The following is a 20,579-nucleotide window of genomic DNA, read 5'->3' as shown; positions in this document are numbered from 1 at the left end:
ATCACTTATTATTTCTGATTAAAAATTATCCTAAAATTTTCTTAAGTTCTTCTACCCTATCAGTTTTCTCCCAAGGAAGATCTATATCAGTTCTTCCAAAATGTCCGTAAGCCGCTGTTCCTCTGTAGATAGGTCTTCTAAGGTCTAACATTTTAATAATACCTGCCGGACGAAGGTCAAATACCTCTCTGATAGCTTCAACAAGCCTTTCTTCACTTACAGTTCCTGTGCCAAAGGTATCCACAAGTATGGAAGTTGGCTCAGCTACACCGATAGCATAAGAAAGCTGAATCTCAATCTTGTCTGCATAACCTGCTTCAACTATATTTTTGGCTACATATCTTGCTACATAGGCTCCACTTCTGTCTACTTTAGTAGCATCCTTACCGGAAAATGCACCGCCACCATGCTTAGCTGCTCCACCGTAGGTATCCACTATTATCTTTCTTCCTGTAAGTCCGGCATCTCCATGTGGGCCTCCGATTACAAAACGGCCTGTAGGATTGATGTAGATTTTAGTATGCTCATCTACCATAGAAGAATCTACAACCTTATCAATAACTTCTGCCCTTATGTCCTTCTTTATAGTCTCCTGACTGACATCTTCATCATGCTGGGTTGAAATAACTATTGCTTCGAGTCTTACCGGTTTATCATCCTTGTCATATTCTACCGAAACCTGGCTCTTGCCATCCGGTCTGAGATATGGGAGTGTACCGTTCTTTCTTACTTCTGTAAGCTTTCTTGTGAGCTTGTGAGCTAAAGAAATGGCATAAGGCATATGCTCGTCACCCTCGTTAGAGGCATAACCAAACATCATTCCCTGATCTCCCGCACCGATAGCAGAAAGCTCAGACTCACTCATTTCATTTTCTCTTACTTCAAATGATTTATCCACACCCATTGCAATATCAGGTGACTGTCCGTCAATCGCCACAAGTACAGCACAAGTCTCTCCATCAAATCCTTTTCTTGAATCATCATAACCGATTTCTTTGATTGTATCTCTTGCTATTCTGGCATAATCTACCTTAGCTTTAGTGGTAATTTCACCTGTAATAAGTACAAAACCTGTACAGGTAGCTGTCTCGCAGGCAACACGGCTCATAGGATCCTCTGCAAGGCAGGCATCAAGTATCGCATCTGAAATAGCATCACAAATTTTATCAGGATGTCCTTCTGTAACTGATTCTGAAGTAAATATAAATTTATCCATCTTCTTCTCCTTTTCAACATTTATTTATTGGATAAAACTGATTCTCTTCCCCGGAAAACATAAAATTCCGCAAAGAAAAGAGGCTATCTTTCGATAACCTCTCTTATTCTGATTAACCTCATCGGACTTGACAAATATAATCAAATCCTCTTATTGCTCGAAGTAAAACTTCGCTCAGGTTGGCACCTTCCATCTTTCAGGGGTTGCCGTAGCTTCACAGAGCCTTCACTCTCCGCCACTCTGAATAAGAGAATATCTTTGTTTAGAATGGTACTACATAATTCTGATTCTGTCAAGCAGACAATTCTGCCATTTCTTCAAAAGTTATTTATAGTTATTTATCAAATACGTAAGTATGTTTATTGGATTTTACTATAAATTTAATTTCAAATCTCCATCCTTTATCCAACCGACTTTTTTCAAAATTTTATAAAATATAATACTAAGTATCGCAGGTAAAATAAAATGAACTACTATAATTCCTGAATAAGTAATAAATGCTGAGGCTCCTGCCTGCTCCATAGCTGTGATTGTGCCAATCTGCCCTACCAGTCCGCTGGTTCCCATACCTGAACCCAGAGGAATATTTTCCAGTTTAAACACAGTTGTGGCTATAGGTCCTGTTATAACAGAAGCCAATGTAGGCGGTATCCATATCTTCCAGTTTTTCAAAATATTAGGGATTTGAAGCATGGAAGTCCCGAGTCCCTGAGCCAGCAAACCGCTCCAACCATTTTCCTTAAAGCTCATTACCGCAAAACCTATCATCTGAGCACTGCAACCCGCTGTTGCCGCCCCTCCCGCAAGTCCTGCAAGGGAGAGCATCATACAAAGCGCCGCAGAGCTTATAGGCAATGTCAGTACTATACCTACAATTACCGAAATAATTATACCCATCCAGAATGGCTGTAAGGTGGTTGCAAGCATAATGGTCTCTCCAAGCCCGCTCATAAGATTGTTTATTACAGGTCCTAAAAATGTTCCTATACCCACACCTGATATAATGGTTACTGCCGGTGTGATTATAATATCTATCTTAGTTTCCTTTGAAACTATTTTTCCAAGCTCTACACTGAGCCAGGCAGCAATCCAGGCCCCTGCGGGACCACCCAGCTGGTTTCCTGCGTATCCAACAATCAGGGAAGAAAAAACTACCAGATTAGGTGCTTTAAGTGCCATTGCAATGGCAACTGCAATAGCCGGACCTGTCATTTCTTTTGCAATCGGCCATATTGTCTCAGATAAAAAAGGGATTCCAAGTTTCAAGCCTATTGTATTAAGTATTGTTCCTACCAAAAGTGATGCAAAAAGTCCCATTGCCATTGAACCTAAGACATCAATACCATAGCGTTTGAATGAAATCTCAATTTCTTTTTTAACCAGAAAATCTTTAACCGAACTGTACTTCTTACCCACGTCATTCTCCTTTTTCTGACTATTTCAGGCAATTCTGCATTTACCCGAAATATAAAGTTAGTCATATGATACGTGTATAATTATACAGCAGAAAACTCATAAGTCCAGTATTTTTTTATAATTTTATTTTTTCATAATGTCTGATAGAAAAAATCATAAAGCTTTCTCCATAAATACTATTTTTTTAATATTTCTTTCCTTATATAGTTAAATGCTGCCTCTTCCCCCTCATCCTTAAGAATAGTCATTATCTTTTCAAGTTCTGAAAGTGTCTTAGGATGAATGATATAGTGGTCTTTTACAAGCATAAGGTAATCATAGGGATCTGAGTCTTTATATGCACTTCCTCTGTAAGTTTTGCTTGCAGCCACTCTGTCACAAAACATTTCAGCAAGATATCTGGGCGGCATTTCAAGTCCCATCATAGTTGCACCGTCACTCAGGTCATAATCTATCCAATATTCAAGGTGATGCTTATTCCTGCCCTTGTGGTGAAGCCAGGCATAACTGTAGCCGTTATTAGCCTTTCTTTCGATAAAATTAGGGCTTTTATCCCCCTGATAGTACTTAACCCCTGTCCAGAATTCAGTCGGAGAATACTTAGACAGATCATGTGTAAGTCCCTGCCAGTACAAGCCCAGCTTAAAACAGTGCTTTCTTACAAGTGCCCTATGCTTGCCCACTGTTCTCAAATGTCCAAAAAATCTGGCAAAAAAACCTCTGCTCACATTATTACCCTGTGCCCGGGCATTCCGGATGCCTGCACATTTTCCTTTCTTACTTTTCACTTGATTTTATACTTATTTAGCATAATTCCGGGTATTTCATTTTAAAATGTTCTCCGTCAAAACTAATCTCAGCCACAAGTCCGTTTATCATAGTCAGTCGCGGTGGTCTGTGTCCTATATCACAGCCTGTTATTATAGGAAGATTAATACTGTCTAAGGCTGTCTTTACCGCCTCGTTAAAGTCTGTTTCATATTCCTCCCTGAAAAAACAAGGTCTGCCGAATAAAAAGCCCTTAGCCCCTTCAAACCAACCGGCTTCTTTTAGCTGCCACAGCGCACATTGGATTCTTGCGGAAGAAAGGTCAAAGCTTTCTAAATACCAGATTATGCCGTCTTCCTTATATTTTCTCACAAACTCCTCAGTCTTATCATATTTAGTTCCGCAAAGCATAATAAGCACATCAAGACAGCCTCCCAAAAGCCTTCCTGTAAAACTCTCAGATTTATTTTCTGAAACAAACTCATATTTCACCTTGTCTGTGAGATTATATCCTTCGTAGCCTGTTACTTTTTTAACATATTCATTTTCAAAAAGGTCAAATTCTTTCTGCTCTATGTTTTTTCCTTCAAGTAACTTCAAATTGTTTTTTACCCCATCATGCCAAAGTGACATCCCGTAATCACCAACATTACCTGAGTACACCGTTGCCATATCACAGATAGTGGTAATCGGATAAATAAGCCCTGTATTGTCGGAATAACCCTGTATCCACTTCGGATTGGCCTTTATAAGTTCATAGTCCTGGTATTCAAGCATTTCCATAAGAAAATCACCACCGCTTGCAGAGAGTATATACTTTACCTCTTCATTTCTTATAAGTGAGAGAAATTCTTCTGCACGTTTTTTCCCCGTTGAACTCCTGCCCTTTTCACATTTTCTCACATTACAGGTTTCAATCACCTCATAACCTTTTTCAGAAAGGTTAAACTTTGCGTTTTCAAGCTTTGTCAAATCAACCTGCTCCGTAAAGCCCGCTGATGGAGCTGTAACCCCTATTATATCGCCTTTTTTTATAAAATCAGGTATATTCATGTTTTTCTCCTATAAATACAGTTTACTTCTGCTAAATAAAATGATACCATATTATACAAGTAATTAAAACTTAATAAATCTAATTATCAATCTAACTTTTATGATAACATATAACATAATTGAGGTAAAAAAATGATTAATTTTAACCCTGAAAAATATAAAGCTTATACTGTTACCAGAAGACGTTATATACCTGATGAGGTTATAACCCTAAATCATGATACTATCTATTATGTATCCGACGAGTTAATTGTTTCAGGCTGGAAAGCCATCCGCCTCCGTCAGGATATATCGGGCGGTTTTTCTGCCTATTATCCGAAACTCGGCATCAAGACCAGCAAGTTTTTTGACAGCGATGGAAAACTGCTTTATTGGTATAATGATATTTCAGAGCTTGCTTTTAACGGAAATGATATAAATTTCACTGACCTGCTTATTGATGTGGTTATTTATCCTGATAATAGTATAAGAATTATGGATATTAACGAATTTGCAGACGCTATTAACAAAAATCTCATAACAAAAGAGCAGGAAATAAAAGCCCTCAACAGCTTTCACAACCTGCTTAATTATGTTTACAATAATGAATATTCCATGCTTCAAGAGCCTGTCACAGAGCTTGAAAAATACCTTAGCTCTCAATCCGGCTGATTCTTCTTATATGCCTTTCTTCATTTGAAAACGGTGTATTTAAGAAGGTATCAACAATTTTCAGTGCAACTCCGGTGCCAACTACTCTGCCACCCAAGGCAAGAATGTTGGCATCATTATGCTCTCTGGTAGCCTCTGCCGAAAAACAATCGCTGCAAAGGGCACATCTGATACCCTTCACTTTATTTGCTGTAATGGATATACCTATGCCTGTACCGCAGATTAAAATTCCTTTTTCATATTTTCCCGCAGCCACTGCTTCCGCAACTGCTTTTCCATACTCCGTGTAATCACAGGAGGTCTCATCATAGCAGCCAAAATCTTTATACTCTATATTTTTTTCTGTTAAATACTTAATAATCTCCTGCTTAAGCTCAAAGCCGCCATGGTCACTTCCGATAGCAATAATTTTGTTTTCCATAATTATTTCCCCATTTCATCAAGTTTATATATAGTCTTTTTGATAAGCCTTAAAAGCTCGTTATAGCACTCCTCATAATCAACCAGGGTACCTCCGTAAGGGTCTTTTACTTCGCCTTCCTCACCGTTAAACTCTTTGATTGTAAATACATTTTCTTCAAGTTCAAACTTCTCCTGAGCCTGTTTTTTCTGCTTATCTGTCATTGTCAAAATAAGTGAGTTATCCGTGATATCCTCTTTAGCTAACTCTTTAGAAGACTCTACCGCACAGGTCAGACCATGATTTTCAAGAACTGCCTCCGCCTTTTCATTTATCGGCTCCGAAAATAATACAACCAGCCCTCTTGATATAGACGGCAGCCCTTCATCTTCAGCCAGACTCTTGTATATGGTTTCTGCCATAGGACTTCTGGAATGATTCCCTGTACATACAAAAATAATTTTATCGAACACGATTACCTCCTGCTGAAAACCCATAAATATAAATTCACCCTAAACATTCACAATATTGTAACCGGCAGACTTATGCAGGCGGTTCATAATAGCAAAGCCTAGCCTGCTCTCATCAAAGCCCTCTGAAAATATTATCTCCGCACCCATATCATCAAAGCTTCTAAGTGTATCAAAAAGGTTATGCGCAATGCTTTCACAGTCTTCCCTGCTTCCAACCGAAATTACAATATCAGCTTTATAATACCTCTTTGTTTCATCAGTTGCAAGTACCGCTGTTTTCTTTCCTTCTGACTTTGCTGTTTCTTCATTTATTATCTTTACTACTTTTTCAGGCTTTCCTTTATATATGGTCATCTTTCCCTGTGGTGCATAATGTCTGTATTTCATACCCGGAGCCTTGGGCTTTAAGTTTTTATCAAGAGTAAGACTTTTTACAGCTTCATCTATATCTACCCTGCCTATAGCCTCTGAAAGCATTTCCTCGGTAATAAAACCCGGTCTCAGTATAACAGGTACTTCTCCGGTTACATCTACAATAGTGGACTCAAGTCCTATGTCCACTGTTCCGCCGTCTATAACCATATCTATTTTTCCGTCTAAATCACAAAGGACATGGTCTGCCTTAGTAGGACTTGGCCTGCCGGATGAGTTGGCACTCGGAGCTGCAACAGGCACTCCTGCTATCTTTATAAGCTCTCTTGCTATCTTATTTGACGGCATTCTTACAGCAACACTTTCAAGTCCCCCTGTAGTTCTATATGGAACTATGTCACTCTTCTTAAACACCATAGTTAAAGGTCCCGGCCAAAATTCATCTGCTAAAACAAAGGCAACATCAGGGATTTCCTTTACAATGTTTTTTATTTCGTCAAATTCGCTTATATGTAAAATAAGGGGATTGTCGGAAGGTCTTCCTTTGGCTTCATAAATCTTGGGAACTGCATTTTCATCCAACCCGTTAGCTCCAAGCCCATACACAGTTTCTGTAGGGAAGGCTACAAGTCCGCCATTTTTAATAATTTCCGCAGCCTTGTAAAGACCTTCCTTTACATCCTTACCATCCCTTAAATCCACATATTCCGTCTTCATCTTACTACCTCGCGTTTGCAGGCTCTATGTTAATCTTCTTTCCCTTTATTTTAGCATTTTTCATAGCAAAAAGCACTTCTTTACCATTCTCAGCAGGAACTTCTACAAAAGTATACTTATCATACATCTGGATTTCTCCTACAAGCTTGCCTGAGATGCCTGATTCTCCCGCTATTGCGCCTAAGATATCGCCCGGTTTAACCCTGTCTTTTTTACCGATATTGATAAACAGCCTTACCATACCGCTTTCAGTACTGCCTGTAAATTCGCTGTCGAGTTCAGAATTATCTTCGCCGTTACTTTCCTTAGAAGAAAGATAAAGCTTTAAGAAGGCTGCTGCCACATCAAGAGAGGTAAAGTCTTCTTCATTTACCTTCTGCTCTATAAGCTCTGTCATCTTGGTTAAGTCTTCATTTTCAATTATCTCAGACAATTCATCAAAGAGGCTGTCCACCCTTGTATTTGTAACATCATCAAGGGATGGCACCGGCTTCAGCCTGATTTTTGTATGGCAGTAACGCTGAATCTCCTTAAGTTTGTACACTTCTTTACCGCTTACAAATGAAAGTGCGAGTCCTGCCTTTCCTGCTCTTCCGGTTCTTCCTATTCTATGTACATAGTATTCGTCATCCTGTGGCAAATCGTAGTTAATAACAAGGTCAACTCCCTTTACATCAATACCTCTTGCCGCAACATCGGTAGCTACGAGGATTTCAGTCTTACCGTTACGGAAATTACCCATTACCCTGTCTCTCTGCTGCTGCTTAAGGTCGCCGTGCAGTCCTTCTGCAAAGTAACCCCTGCCCTGAAGCTCATTTGCAACCTCTTCCACCTTCTTCTTGGTATTGCAGAACACTATGCTAAGCTCAGGATTATACATATCAAGGATTCTTGAAAGTATTTCGTCTTTATAGTTTCTTCTTACTTCATAATAATACTGTTCAATATTTTCTACCGTAAGTTCTTTTTTGGCTATCTTAATATTCTGTGCCTTTTTCTGATATTTTCTGGTAATATCAAGGATTGGTTTTGGCATGGTAGCTGAGAAAAGCATGGTCTGTCTTTCCTCAGGAACTTCTGCAAGTATGGTTTCAATATCATCTCTAAAGCCCATGTCAAGCATTTCATCAGCTTCATCAAGCACCATAATCTTAACCTGATCAAACTTTACAGTCTTTCTGCGCATATGATCCATCACACGCCCCGGAGTACCGACAATAATCTGTGCTCCCTGCTTCAACGACTTTATCTGCTTAACTATGTCCTGTCCTCCATATACAGGTACAAGCTTGATGCCATGCATATATCTTGAAAGCTTTCTTATTTCTCCGCAAACCTGAAGAGCAAGTTCTCTGGTAGGACAAAGCACTACCGCCTGCAAATGTTTGTTGCCTGAATCAATATTATTTAAGATAGGTATAGAAAAAGCTGCTGTTTTACCTGTTCCGGTCTGTGCCTGTCCTAAGATATCCCTGCCCGTAATAGCTACAGGAATAGCCTCAGTCTGGATAGGAGTTGCCTCTTCATAGCCAAGTTCCTTAACAGCCTTTAATATACGCTCATCGAGTTGCATTTCATTAAATTTCAATTAAATTTCCACCTTTCGTGTTCTAAACATCTTTCATTCATATCATTTTACTTGCATAAAACTTGAAAAAAAGGCATCTCCGAAATGAGATGCCCGGTAACTGATAGATTATAGCATAGTGTTGGGATTTTTGTCAAATGACATATTAGGGTATTATACACTCTTCCTTCTGTAATTTGATATTGACGAAACAAAAAGTGTTGACAATATGAACAGACCTAGCCAAAAGCTTATATCTGTTGTACCTCCTGTCCTAGGTAATGTACCACGGGCTTTATTTTTTCCCATTAAGGAAGCAGCATCAGGTTCAATATTTAGTCCGGCTGCAGGATTGGCACTTGGATCAATATTAAGTTCCTCAATTTGCCCGTTATTTGACCACTTCCTCGATTTTCCAATTATTTTATCACCGGAATCGGCTGCCTGTTTACTGTTTGAACCTGCTGCTTGTTTGTCACTTGAACTTTCTGCCTGCTTACCTTTTGAGCCGTTTCCGGATTCATTTTTTGAACCGATTGATGTTTTACTTTTAGAGCCTGTTGCAGATTTATTTTTCTTTCCGGTCGCCTTTTTGATACTTGAGCCTGTCACCGGTTTGACACCGGAATCGGTCGCAGTTTTGATACTTGATTCGGTTGCGGTTTTAATACTAGAGCCGGTCGCAAGTTTGTTATCAGTGGCGGTTACATTTCCGTCATTTAAATCATCTTCATCAGGAAATACCGAAGCATTTCCCTCAGACAAACTTCTCCACAGGGCAAGCAGAGTAAATCGTTTATCAGGCATAATAACAGTTTTATCAGCACCGTATGTATTTCCGTCAGAATCTTTCCAACCCAAGAATACATAGCCTTCCTTCACAGGCCTGACTAAGGATATCGGCTGCCCTACTATGGCTGAATCTTGCAACACCGACTCACCATTATTATTATCCACTGTCAGCCCCGTCTTCCACAAAGCAACAAGTTTAGTACCGGACACTCTGTCAGGCATAGAAAATGTATCAGATGGTTGAAGAATTACAGTATTTCCCACAGAATCTTTATAAGACCATCCTGCAAACTCATATCCGTCACGAGTAGAGGTTATCGCATTAACATTCACACTGTTTCCGCTGTTGTGTGTTTCACTCGGAATTGAAGGAGCTCCGACATACCCTAAATCATATTCAAGTTTTCGTATCGGGCTGCTTACAAGGTTAAAAGTTGCCGTACCCGGTGTAGCATCTACCCTTGTTGTTGTCCTTGTTCTGGCTCCCTGATAATCTCCTGTGTTAACAGATAAATCCAAGGTATAATCCACCCTAGAATTGACAACAACTGTATGATTATTTACCTTAACATCATCTTCAGTTATTACATAACTGACAGTTCCTCTGTACTCATTATTATTTTCCTTCGTCAAATCAGTGACTGTTATAATCTTATTACCATCAATAGTGACTTTGGTTGCACCATCCGGAATAGAGGTTTCATATGTACGGTTATCTTGATTGTTTCGGAACGGCCTTTGAGGTTTCACAACAATATTCATAGTCAAAGTCTGGCCGACTTCAATATTGGATGCATTGTGAGTAATTGTCGTTTCCACCTTCGGACGGTATCCGTCTACCCTGTCATCAAGATGATTTCTGTTACCGGCATGTCTGGTGTAACCCCACGCAAGCTTATATCCTTCATTTTCTAAACGCTCAATGACTTCTTGTGGTACATGTGCTTCCGTACGGTTAAACTTAGAAGGATCTTTTAACTCGTGAATGGCTGAAATATTACCTTTTCCTGTAGTTCCCGCACCTGTAAGCAGATAACCTTCCGCAGGTTTTACGAAATAGATTATACGTATTTTTTCAGAATCATTAAAAGTCACCTGACTTAACTGACCCGACACAACATGACCTTCAGAAATCACCTGCAAGGTGCTTGGTGTCTCTCCTTTTGTTATAACATAATATGCCTCTGCATTTTCTACCGTATATTTCAAATTGAGAGTAATATCCGCCGCCAAAGCTATTTGTGTAAAAACATTACAAAATAAACAAAGAGCTAGCATAATAGCCGGTGTGGCACAGTAAAAGGTTTGTTTAATATATTTCATATTTTCTCCTATATCAGCAGTATCGAATTATTACACACCTTAATCTTTTAAAAATTTATTATTACATACAATAATTTCTCTTGCAAGCAAGACCAATCGAATTTTTATGCTTTTGACACCCACATCATACAATATGATTATAGCAGTTTTTGAAATATAAGCCAATTAATTTTATTTCATAATTTGGGTGGGAGGGCAACAAAAGACCGGCATAATTCCTGCCGGCCTTTGAAATAATATTTATTAACCAATCAATGGTTATTTCACTACAATCTTTCTCACCTTTCCCCACTTAATCTTACTTGATTTAACTGCACATAATTTAACATAATAAGTCTTCCCCGGCTTTAATTGTTTAATTACAGGGGTTTTAATATTTAGATTTATTATCTTAAACTTAGCCATATCTTTACCGGAAGAATACATAAGTATATACTTACACTTATTTTTCATATTTACGGAAAAAATCCGTTTATTGTTTCTTGATAAAAAAACTGTTTTTTTACCGAATTTTTGTTGCTTGGCAGTTTTTATATTTTCATTTTTGGTATCAGAATTAAATTTTACTTTTTTTCCGTTATAACTTAATTTATTCTTATTATTTGCTTTAGTTTTATAACTTACATCTTTAGGATGCAGATTAAAAAACGACACCTGATAAGATAATTTATGTTTCAATCCCTTAACAGTAACCCTGAATTTATCCCCATCCATATACTCAGCTCTTCCATCATTATAGCCCATATTAGGAATGAAAATAATACAGCCCTTCTGCCCATATCCTCTGTTGTCAACCGTAAAGTAACCATCTGACGACGCGGATGAGAATTTCCATGTTTTATTATCTGAAATTCTTACAAGTTCGACATGAATGTCAGAAATGTTTATTTCATAGCCTAAAGATATGCTCCAGGGATAGCTGTCATTGACATACTCTACCGGCATGTTTTGTGCAGGCCAAACAATAGGTGAATTATATTTTGAGCTGCCTGAGCTATCTAAAGCATAGTGAGCGGTATATCCATAAGACTTAGAATCTGTTGCAAAACCAAAACCGGTTTTTTTCATAGCCGGATTCAATATCCATCTTCTATGGCCAACCCTGTCCTTATTATAGCCACCGTCTTCCATATAGCTTATAAGTGAGCTATTAATGCTTCTATAGCCCATGCCTAAATTACTTTTAGATGCTCCATCTTTTCCCAACCTATACAGACTATCCGATATTCCTTTAGGCATTTTAGGATTATGATCAATATCTCCGTTGGCTAAAGACACCACACTTGCCGCCTGCGCCAATTCATTATATCTACCGCTTAATTCGACATCATACGGAATACCTGCTATATATCTCATCTGATTCAGCAGCTTAAGTGCAGACTCTAAAGTCCCTTTGGATAGCTTTCCTAACGAATACGGCTTTGTATCCATAGGTTTTTCATCATAAACAACATCTGCATCTTCCTCTGTTCCGTAATTAGCAATATAATTTCTGATATCTTCCGGCGAACGATAATCTACACTTAATCCGATTGTACCGGTACCGTTATCAGCCTTTATATCATCTTTCAATTCTAAGATCGATATTATTGATGCAAGCAAGAACATAGCACTAAAAATCAAAGCTGTTCTTTTATTTACAAAAAATCGCTTCATATTTTCCTCATTCCCATTCATTTTTTCACTTTCTGTGTACATTAGCTCATCAAACTTTCAAAAAAATACATTTTTTAGTTTTATCGCAAGTCCTTTAAGCACATCTTATCATAGTTCTTATGATAATGCAAGAGGATCGTAATCATTTTGTAATATTTTTGTAACTTTTTATAAGGTTACGATTCTCCAATATCTTGCTATATGATTAAGCAATATGTTATAATAATATGTTGTTATATTATATTTTTGGCTTGACAGCTGAAGAAGCGGATTTTTTCAAACCAGTTGTAACTGCTAAATTTACGGGCAGACTAAAGTTTTAGATTAAAGAATCCGATGTAAACGGAGTGGACATAAATAATTTAGAAAGAGGAAACGATATGTCATTTGACGGAACTGTAGTTGCCGGAATTACTTATGAACTTAAAACTCACCTTACCGGCGGCTACATTACTAAGATTGCACAGCCTGAGAAAGATGCACTTGTACTTACAGTGAAAAATAACAGAACCCAGTACCGGCTTTTTCTCTCTGCCAATGCTTCCCTTCCGCTTGCCTATATTACAGAAGAAAGCAGGAAGTCTCCTATGACGGCTCCAAATTTTTGTATGCTTCTCAGAAAGCATCTCGGAAGTGCCAAAATACTTGATATTTCACAGCCGGGGCTTGAAAGAATAATACGTATAAAGACGGAGCATTTAGATGAAATGGGAGATTTATCTGTCAAAAATCTCGTGATTGAGCTGATGGGAAAATACAGTAATATCATCTTACTTGATGATGAAGAAAAAGTACTGGACAGTATTAAACACGTATCCATGCTTGTGAGTTCCGTCAGAGAAATCCTGCCCGGGAAAAGTTACTTTGTGCCTGAACAGGAAGGCAGGATTAACCCTCTGGAAGCCGGTATAGACTACTTTACCGATGTAATTGCAAAGAAGCCTGTGTCTATAGGAAAAGCAATATACACATCTCTTACAGGTTTTTCTCCGCAGCTTGCAAATGAAATCTGCGCACTTTCAGGTCTTGATGCAGATCAGTCCACAGCTTCACTTAATACAGAAAATGTAGGCGCGGTTTTTGATAATTTTCAAAAATTCATCAACCTTATTAAAAAAGGTGAATTTACACCGACTATTTATTATGGTGCAAACCTTGCACCAAAGGCTTTTGCCGCTTTCAGGCTTAGTATATACAGTGATATGGAAAGCAAAACTTTTTCTGATATTTCTTCTTTGCTTGAGGAGTTTTATAATTCCAAAGACAAGACCGACAGAATAAGGCAGAAATCTACCGACCTCAGAAAACTTATAACTAATGCTATATCCAGAACGGCAAACAAGCTCGATATTTTTGTCAAACAGCTTAGAGATACAGAAAACAGGGATAAATTCAGAATTTACGGTGAGCTTATCACCACCTATGGTTATCAGGCAAATGATGGGGATAAAGTACTTACCTGTACCGATTACTATTCAGGTAAGGAAGTAAATATTAACTTAGATACAACTATTCCTGTTATGGCAAATGCAAAGAAATATTTTGATAAATATGCCCGTCTTAAAAGAACTTACGAAGCTGTACTTGTGCAGCAGGAAGAAGCGCAGGCAGAACTAAACCACTTAGAATCCATTAAAATGTCTCTTGATATAGCTGAAAACGAGGAAGACCTTGCAGAAATCAGAAAAGAACTTGAAAATGCCGGCTATGCCAAAAAAAACGGTATAAGCGGCAAAAAGGGTAAGGCGAAAGAAGCTAAAGGTACACCCCTTCATTTCATTTCAAGTGACGGATTTGATATATATGTAGGTAAGAACAATATTCAAAACGATTATCTTACCTTCAAGCTGGCTTCAAACAGTGACTGGTGGTTCCATGCCAAAAAATGTGCGGGCTCCCATGTCCTGCTTGTTACTAATGGCAGAGAAGTTCCGGACAGAACCTTTGAAGAAGCCGGCAAGCTCGCTGTCCATTATTCCTCTGTCAATACCTCCTCCCTAGCTTCGGGGGATGGTACAAAGCACGAAGTGGACTATGTACAGAAAAAAGAAGTTAAAAAGCCGAACGGTGCAAAACCGGGCTATGTAGTTTATTATACTAATTATTCGTTAACTGCTGATTCCGATATTTCGGGGCTTAAGCAGATATAGGAGGAACTTATGATAATTGCGGATATGCACACACACTCTTCCTTCTCCGGAGACTCTGAAACTCCTATGGAAGACCAGCTTACAGAAGCCATACGGCTTGGGCTTAAGCATTATTGTTTTACCGACCACGAAGACCTTTATTATCCCGAAATTCAGGACGATAACGGTAACCCTGTGAACATCTTCAGTCTTGATATACCTGAGTATCTTAATAAAATTAAGGAACTGAAGGCTGCATATAAGGATAAAATAAATGTGCTTACAGGAATAGAATTAGGCTTATGCAAAAAAGCCCTTCCTGAATATGAAACTCTTTTAAAAAGCAACAATTTTGATTTTGTAATTGCCTCCATACATCTTATAGACGGTATGGATCCGTATTACCCTGAATTCTGGCTGTATCACGACAGCAAGAAGGCCGTAAGAAGATATTTTGAAATAATGTCAGAGATGATAAACAATTTCACGGATTTTGATACTCTTGGGCATCTTGACTATATATTCAGATACATAAGAGATGAAGCGGGAAATCCCGGAGAAGGTAACTACTCTTACCGTGAATATGCCGGGCTTATCGATCCCATCCTGAACCGTATAATAGAACTTGATAAAGCCTTGGAAGTAAATACCGCAGGCTATAAATACGGACTTGGTTCACCTAATCCGCAGGCCAATGTATTAAAACGTTATAAGAAACTTGGCGGCACAAAAATAACCATAGGCTCAGACGGACATAAACCTGAACATCTTGCCTATGATTTTGATAAATGCGAAGCTCTGTTAAAAGAACTTGAATTTGACGGTTATTATATTTTTGAAAACAGAAAGCCTATAAAGATTAGTTTCTAACTATTCTTCCTCCACAGACAACCTCTCCTGCCTCATTGTAGACAACCAATGTCTGCCCCGGGGCAGAAGCCCTCTGTGGTTCTAAAAATTCTGCCGCAATTCTATCTTCTTCAAAAGACAGTTTACATTCCCCACCCTTATGATTATATCTGATTTTTGCCAGATAAATTTTATCCGAAGCTTCTATTTCTTCTTTGGTTTCAGCCATAAAATTAATTCTTTCTGCCACTACTCTTTCAGTAAAGAGACCTTCATTATCTGAAAGCACTACTTCATTGGTTTCAGGTCTTATTTCCTTTACAAACATGGGCTTGCCAAAGGCTATACCCAGTCCCTTTCTCTGACCTATGGTGTAATGTACAATCCCCCTGTGCTCTCCTAATACATTACCGTCAACGTCCACAAAGTTGCCTTTATGGGCTGCAATTCCATACTCTTTTTCAAGATATCCTGCATAATCACCATCCGGTATAAAGCAAATCTCCATGCTGTCAGGCTTTGCAGCGATTTCTATACCGGCTTCCGCTGCAATTTTTCTTACTTCACTCTTTTCATAATCTCCTATGGGAAGTAAAGTTCGCCTTAACTGTTCCTGTGTAAGATTGCAAAGTGCATAGGTCTGGTCTTTAGCTGCTGTGTATGAATTTGCAATAGTATACCTTCCGTTTGCAAGCTTTCTTATCTTTGCATAATGTCCTGTTGCCACATATTCCGCACCAAAAAGCTCTGCTCCCTTAAAAAGTGCTTCCCATTTTACCCTCCTGTTACATAAGGTGCAGGGATTGGGTGTTTCTCCGTTTTTGTAAGAATCAGCAAAATAATTCATTACATTTTCCCTAAACTTCCCCCTCACATCTACCACCTTATAAGGTATGTCCAAGGTCTCGGCAACCTTTCTTGCATCTTCCTTGGCCTGGGAGCCCAAACAGCCTCCGTTTACCGTATCTACAGCTCCTTCTGTCCAAATATCCATAGTAACTCCGTAGACTTCATATCCCTGCTTTTTTAACAGATAGGCTGCTACCGATGAATCCACTCCCCCCGACAAACCAACTACTACTTTTTTTGCCATTTTTCTCCTATTCTAATTTTACAAAAATCTAATCTTTCAAATTTGATGATATGTGTGTCAAAAGTATTTGACACCCAATGATACAGGATTGGCTATTTCCTGTTACATACCGGAATCGAATTTTTATCACAACCGTTTTCTTCCAATAAATGCTTACCTTCATTCGCAAGCTCAGATATCATAAGATTATCTACAGCCTGTTTTATACTGTCCGAAATCCTCTTCCATACAAATTTAGTCACACAGGTATCTGAGCCCTCGCAAAGTGAACCATCTATCTCAGAACAGTCTACCGGGTTAAGGTCACCTTCAAGTGCCCTAAGTACCTCTCCCACCGAAATCTCCTCAGCCGGTCTTGCAAGCACATAGCCTCCTTGTGCCCCTCTGAGGCTGTTTACTATACCGGCCTTTTTTAACATAGCTATCAGCCTTTCAAGATAGTTCTCCGAAATAAACTGCCTTGCAGCTATACTGCTTACCGAAGCAGCCTCGTCATGCATGGCTATATCAAGTACAGCCCTTAAGCCATACCTTCCTTTAGTTGAAATCTTCATTCTTTTCTCCTACACAAATATAAATAATGCTATATTTCTTATCAGTCCTGATTTAAGAAATCTGTTTTTAATTATACTTATTCTTCTTCCTAAATATCCTTTAGTTTTAAGTGCAGCAAACTCCTTCACCGCACTTAACTCAGGCTCGTCAAGATATTCTCCGAAATACTTTAGAAATCCCTCTCCCTGAGCTATATTTTCCCTTATTCTCATTCTATTTTCATGCATTTTACTAATTCTTGCTTTAAAATAAGAAGTAAAATTCCCGCCTCCGACTACATTGTTTTCATGCTGTCTGTAATATTCCGTAAAGCCTTCTACATAGCCAATCTTTCCAAGACCTGCCGCAATTAAGCCAAACCACCAGTCATGCATCTTAGCTTTTTTATGAGGTACAAGTCCAATCTCTTCCGCCCTAAGCTCCAATCCTACCAAAGCCTTGTTTATCATAACCGTACCACCTATCAGCTTATTCTCCATAAGCAGGTAATTAAGCGAAACCCTTGTCCTGTCTACTTTTTCTACCTCAAAATATGAAGTGGCGGTTATTGTTAAGTTTTTATCAGTAATGACTACATCCGAAAATACAAGAGCCGGCTTACCATCCTCTATCTGATTTATTTTAGCAAGTGAACGGCTGAGTTTATCCTTTACCCACACATCATCCTGATCCGCAAAGCAGAAATACTCTGCCTCAGGAGCCAGCTCGGTTGCTGTTTCTTTTATTCCGTTAAAGAAATTGCCCGCAGCCCCAAAGTTTATTTTATTTTTCCTAAAACTTATCTTATCCGGATAATCTTTCACATACTCATTTACAATCTTCTCCGTATTATCCTTTGAACCATCATCAAAGATAAACAGCTTCCATCCGGCATAATCCTGTGAAAGTATAGAGTCTATCTGCTCTTTTATGTATTTTTCTCCGTTGTAAGTACCCATAATTATAGCAATCATTTGAAATAATCCTTATTCATACAGAATTTTAACACTAAACTCTTAGGCAGCTTATCATATTTTTTGCCAAGTTTATAACCGATTAGCTTTGCAGCACTGTGAAATACAAGTTTCGGTATCAGATAAAATTTCCCTGCTTTCAGCAAATGAAGGGCTGTATCTTTAACCAGTCTGCCGCCTTCTTTATAGGAAGATACTTTTTCAAATACTTCTTTATACTCTCTGTGAGATGCACCCAAGTCAAAATTTCTGCAAAACTGCTGTTTCATACTGTATTCATGGTAATGAATCACCCTTGCATCTGACTTATAGACTACCTTAAAACCCATTTCCATTACCTTTGCCGCCATAAGCATGTCTTCGTTAAATACGGTACGCTTTACAAAACCGCCTGCCTCATTATAAACACTCTTTCTGTAAGCCGCACATACATCCGAGCAAAACCAGGCTTTAATTCCCATAGTTTTTATATCTTCCGAGGTTTTTATCCTATCCTTATTCGGATAGTTAAATTCTCTGGTATATCTTTCTATCTCTCCCGCCTTTTCATCTGTTTCCTGTCTGGCGTAGGCTATAGCCACTTTTTCATCATTAAAGGGAGACAGAAGATTACTAAAAAGCCTACCGTCTTTCGGTCTTGCATCCTGAGTCATACATATAAATACATCAGCCTTTGACAGCTCCGCACCCATTCTTCTTGTAGCTCCATGGTCAAAATCGGACTTTTTAATATGGATTACATTTACGGGTAAGACAGTTTCAAATTCTGTTTTCCAAAATCTCTCCTCAGTATTTATAATAAATATATTATCCGGCCTTGAGGTCTGGATAAGTATTCCGTTAAGCAAGGCGATAAGCTCTGCTCCCGGCTTATATGTAGGTATTATTATATCAAAAGTCATCATTTTTCTTCTTTCGGTTAGTATTTGAGTTTTAAGTATATCAAATTGTGGTTCGTCTGTAAACAGGCTTGCTACCACATCAAAATCAATCAAAAGATAAAAACCCCAACACCATTCATAAAGAATTGTGCTGAGGTTTTTACTTTTATATATCATAGATACTACGCGTTCACATTATCTCTTAAGATTTATAAGTTCCTCAAGGATTGAGTCTGTTGTTGTAATTGTTCTTGAGTTAGCCTGGAAACCACGCTGTGTAGTAATCATATCGGTAAACTGTGCCGCAAGGTCTACATTTGACATTTCAAGCATACCTGTACTAATCTTGCCGCCATCGGTAGTAATGTCTTTTCCTACTCCGTCAAATTTTCCTGAGTTCATGGTCTCAACGAAGTTACTGTTACCGACTGCTTCAAGACCTGAAGGGTTTTTAAAGCTTGCAACCGCAATCTGTCCGAGAAGCTTAAGGTCACCGTTGTCATAAGAACCATAAATCTTTCCTGCATTATCTATGGTAGCACCCTTCATAGTACCCTTCATCTTACCCTTACCATTGCCGTCTACATCACCCATGGTTGACTCTATCTTAGATGAAGTCTGGCTCGCAAACATAGTCATCTGTGAAAAGTCAAGTTCAATATTCTTGAATGGGTTAGGTGTTTTACCACCGATATTAAGATACATCTTTTTAATTACGGTATCATCCATGCCTGATGGATCATACTCATCAGACGGATCTTCAACAAGACTCTTAAACTTACCGGTTGTTCCGTCAAATACCATGTTGAATTTACCCGGATCACCAAAATTCGGCTTACCGTCATCAACACTGTCAACTGTACCTACACTGCTCAACTCCTGTTTATCTTTAGAAAGGGTTGCTCCCCAGCCGGTTGTTGTGTATTCTATGCTTCCATCATCCTTTTTCTCTGCGTTGTACATAATGGATTTGCCATCTTTAAGGATATCTTTAAGTTCTATATTGTAAGCATTATCGGAGTTTTTGCTCTGTTTCATTACAAATTTAGCGGTATATTCGTAACCCAGATTATCATAGAAATTCATCTGGAAAGTACGTCCGGCAGAACCCGGAGCAATCTGGCTGTCTGTTCTGTCAATATTTCCCGATAAATAACCTGCTGTTGTAGCCTCAGGATTTGTATACATATTTTCAGGTGACATTATATTAAGGTTTGAAACAGGACCCGGCTTAATCTTGTTAGGATCATCAGGGTCTACCTGCCAGCCCTGTACCTTAGCACCCTCTGAATTTACAAGAGTACCGTCTGTATCCACCTTGAAAGCACCATTCTTTGTAAAATATGTTCTTCCGCCATTCTTTGTTACAAAAAATGAGTCTCCGTTAATCATACAGTCAAGAGCATTATTGGTAGTCTGTGAACCGCCCGGATCAGTTATATTCTTAGATATGGATGAAACATTGGCACCAAGACCAATCTGCTTCGGATTGACACCACCCACATTAGATTCCTTATTAGGACCTGATGCAGTCTGAGTAGTCTGATAGAATACATCAGAAAATACTGTAGAACTTGATTTAAAACCAACTGTATTTACATTTGCTATATTGTTACCTATAACGTCCATCTTAGTCTGGTGTACTTTAAGTCCTGCGACACCGGAAAAAAGTGATCTCATCATAATAAATGACCTCCATTGTAAACTTTTTATTT

18 protein-coding genes and 1 riboswitch are annotated in these 20,579 nt (G+C 38.6%); of the genes, 3 read left to right on the top strand and 15 right to left on the bottom strand.

Annotated features, from left to right (window positions below):
• Positions 1 to 25 precede the first annotated feature (25 nt).
• The 4 genes from metK to GCWU000282_RS08010 all read right to left on the bottom strand — a co-directional run bounded on the left by metK (position 26) and on the right by GCWU000282_RS08010 (position 4,453).
• Positions 26 to 1,216: a methionine adenosyltransferase gene (gene metK, locus GCWU000282_RS08025; RefSeq protein WP_023354574.1), complete on the bottom strand. Its 1,191-nt coding sequence runs from the start codon at positions 1,214 to 1,216 to the stop codon at positions 26 to 28.
• Positions 1,217 to 1,363: 147 nt separating this feature from the next.
• A riboswitch (SAM riboswitch) is annotated at positions 1,364 to 1,467 on the bottom strand.
• A 121-nt stretch (positions 1,468 to 1,588) separates the two neighbouring features.
• Positions 1,589 to 2,632 carry a PTS transporter subunit IIC gene (locus GCWU000282_RS08020; protein ID WP_023354572.1) on the bottom strand — a complete coding sequence of 348 codons (1,044 nt, stop codon included), beginning with the start codon at positions 2,630 to 2,632 and terminating at the stop codon, positions 1,589 to 1,591.
• 176 nt (positions 2,633 to 2,808) lie between these two features.
• Positions 2,809 to 3,360 carry a DUF5662 family protein gene (locus GCWU000282_RS08015; RefSeq protein ID WP_035040338.1) on the bottom strand — a complete coding sequence of 184 codons (552 nt, stop codon included), beginning with the start codon at positions 3,358 to 3,360 and terminating at the stop codon, positions 2,809 to 2,811.
• A gap of 76 nt (positions 3,361 to 3,436) precedes the next feature.
• Positions 3,437 to 4,453, bottom strand: coding sequence for a S66 family peptidase (locus GCWU000282_RS08010; protein WP_023354570.1), 1,017 nt, complete (start codon positions 4,451 to 4,453; stop codon positions 3,437 to 3,439).
• A gap of 132 nt (positions 4,454 to 4,585) precedes the next feature.
• Here GCWU000282_RS08010 and GCWU000282_RS08005 point away from each other — a divergent pair, with 132 nt between their 5' ends.
• On the top strand, positions 4,586 to 5,104 hold the full coding sequence (locus GCWU000282_RS08005; RefSeq protein WP_023354569.1) for a DUF402 domain-containing protein: 519 nt from the start codon (positions 4,586 to 4,588) through the stop codon (positions 5,102 to 5,104).
• Here the strand turns inward: GCWU000282_RS08005 and rpiB are convergent.
• From rpiB to GCWU000282_RS15910, 6 genes are all read right to left on the bottom strand, one after another.
• Positions 5,085 to 5,513, bottom strand: a complete 429-nt coding sequence (gene rpiB, locus GCWU000282_RS08000) for a ribose 5-phosphate isomerase B (RefSeq protein WP_035040334.1) — start codon at positions 5,511 to 5,513, stop codon at positions 5,085 to 5,087. The two genes, GCWU000282_RS08005 and rpiB, sit on opposite strands and share 20 nt — an antisense overlap.
• 14 nt (positions 5,514 to 5,527) lie before the next feature.
• Positions 5,528 to 5,977 carry an arsenate reductase/protein-tyrosine-phosphatase family protein gene (locus tag GCWU000282_RS07995; protein WP_051384161.1) on the bottom strand — a complete coding sequence of 150 codons (450 nt, stop codon included), beginning with the start codon at positions 5,975 to 5,977 and terminating at the stop codon, positions 5,528 to 5,530.
• A 39-nt stretch (positions 5,978 to 6,016) separates the two neighbouring features.
• Positions 6,017 to 7,066, bottom strand: coding sequence for an L-threonylcarbamoyladenylate synthase (locus tag GCWU000282_RS07990; protein WP_023354566.1), 1,050 nt, complete (start codon positions 7,064 to 7,066; stop codon positions 6,017 to 6,019).
• 4 nt (positions 7,067 to 7,070) lie between these two features.
• Positions 7,071 to 8,639, bottom strand: coding sequence for a DEAD/DEAH box helicase (locus GCWU000282_RS07985; protein ID WP_023354565.1), 1,569 nt, complete (start codon positions 8,637 to 8,639; stop codon positions 7,071 to 7,073).
• A 168-nt stretch (positions 8,640 to 8,807) separates the two neighbouring features.
• The gene (locus GCWU000282_RS07980) at positions 8,808 to 10,748 is read right to left on the bottom strand and encodes an InlB B-repeat-containing protein (protein ID WP_023354564.1); all 1,941 of its coding nucleotides are present in this window, start codon (positions 10,746 to 10,748) and stop codon (positions 8,808 to 8,810) included.
• Between the two features lie 258 nt (positions 10,749 to 11,006).
• Positions 11,007 to 12,404 carry a CAP domain-containing protein gene (locus GCWU000282_RS15910; RefSeq protein ID WP_169730267.1) on the bottom strand — a complete coding sequence of 466 codons (1,398 nt, stop codon included), beginning with the start codon at positions 12,402 to 12,404 and terminating at the stop codon, positions 11,007 to 11,009.
• 380 nt (positions 12,405 to 12,784) lie between these two features.
• Here GCWU000282_RS15910 and GCWU000282_RS07970 point away from each other — a divergent pair, with 380 nt between their 5' ends.
• A complete protein-coding gene (locus GCWU000282_RS07970) occupies positions 12,785 to 14,554 on the top strand; it encodes an Rqc2 family fibronectin-binding protein (protein WP_035040043.1) in 1,770 nt (589 codons plus the stop codon).
• A gap of 9 nt (positions 14,555 to 14,563) precedes the next feature.
• Complete coding sequence (locus GCWU000282_RS07965; RefSeq protein WP_023354560.1) at positions 14,564 to 15,403, top strand: histidinol-phosphatase HisJ family protein; 840 nt, start codon at positions 14,564 to 14,566, stop codon at positions 15,401 to 15,403.
• Here the strand turns inward: GCWU000282_RS07965 and mnmA are convergent.
• The 5 genes from mnmA to GCWU000282_RS07940 all read right to left on the bottom strand — a co-directional run bounded on the left by mnmA (position 15,393) and on the right by GCWU000282_RS07940 (position 20,547).
• Positions 15,393 to 16,475 (bottom strand): tRNA 2-thiouridine(34) synthase MnmA, encoded by a 1,083-nt coding sequence (mnmA, locus tag GCWU000282_RS07960; protein WP_023354559.1) that lies wholly within the window; start codon positions 16,473 to 16,475, stop codon positions 15,393 to 15,395. The genes GCWU000282_RS07965 and mnmA overlap by 11 nt on opposite strands.
• A 92-nt stretch (positions 16,476 to 16,567) precedes the next feature.
• On the bottom strand, positions 16,568 to 17,029 hold the full coding sequence (locus GCWU000282_RS07955; protein WP_023354558.1) for an RrF2 family transcriptional regulator: 462 nt from the start codon (positions 17,027 to 17,029) through the stop codon (positions 16,568 to 16,570).
• A gap of 9 nt (positions 17,030 to 17,038) precedes the next feature.
• Complete coding sequence (locus GCWU000282_RS07950; RefSeq protein WP_023354557.1) at positions 17,039 to 17,983, bottom strand: glycosyltransferase family 2 protein; 945 nt, start codon at positions 17,981 to 17,983, stop codon at positions 17,039 to 17,041.
• Positions 17,980 to 18,978 carry a glycosyltransferase family 2 protein gene (locus GCWU000282_RS07945; RefSeq protein ID WP_242828943.1) on the bottom strand — a complete coding sequence of 333 codons (999 nt, stop codon included), beginning with the start codon at positions 18,976 to 18,978 and terminating at the stop codon, positions 17,980 to 17,982. The genes GCWU000282_RS07950 and GCWU000282_RS07945 overlap by 4 nt, the downstream gene beginning before the upstream one ends.
• A gap of 81 nt (positions 18,979 to 19,059) precedes the next feature.
• Entirely contained in the window at positions 19,060 to 20,547 is a 1,488-nt protein-coding gene (locus GCWU000282_RS07940; protein ID WP_023354555.1) for a flagellar hook protein FlgE, read from the bottom strand.
• Positions 20,548 to 20,579 lie beyond the last annotated feature (32 nt).

Source organism: Catonella morbi ATCC 51271, from assembly GCF_000160035.2.
Classification (GTDB): Bacteria; Bacillota; Clostridia; order Lachnospirales; family Lachnospiraceae; genus Catonella; species Catonella morbi.
This window is presented reverse-complemented; position numbering and strand designations above follow the sequence as displayed.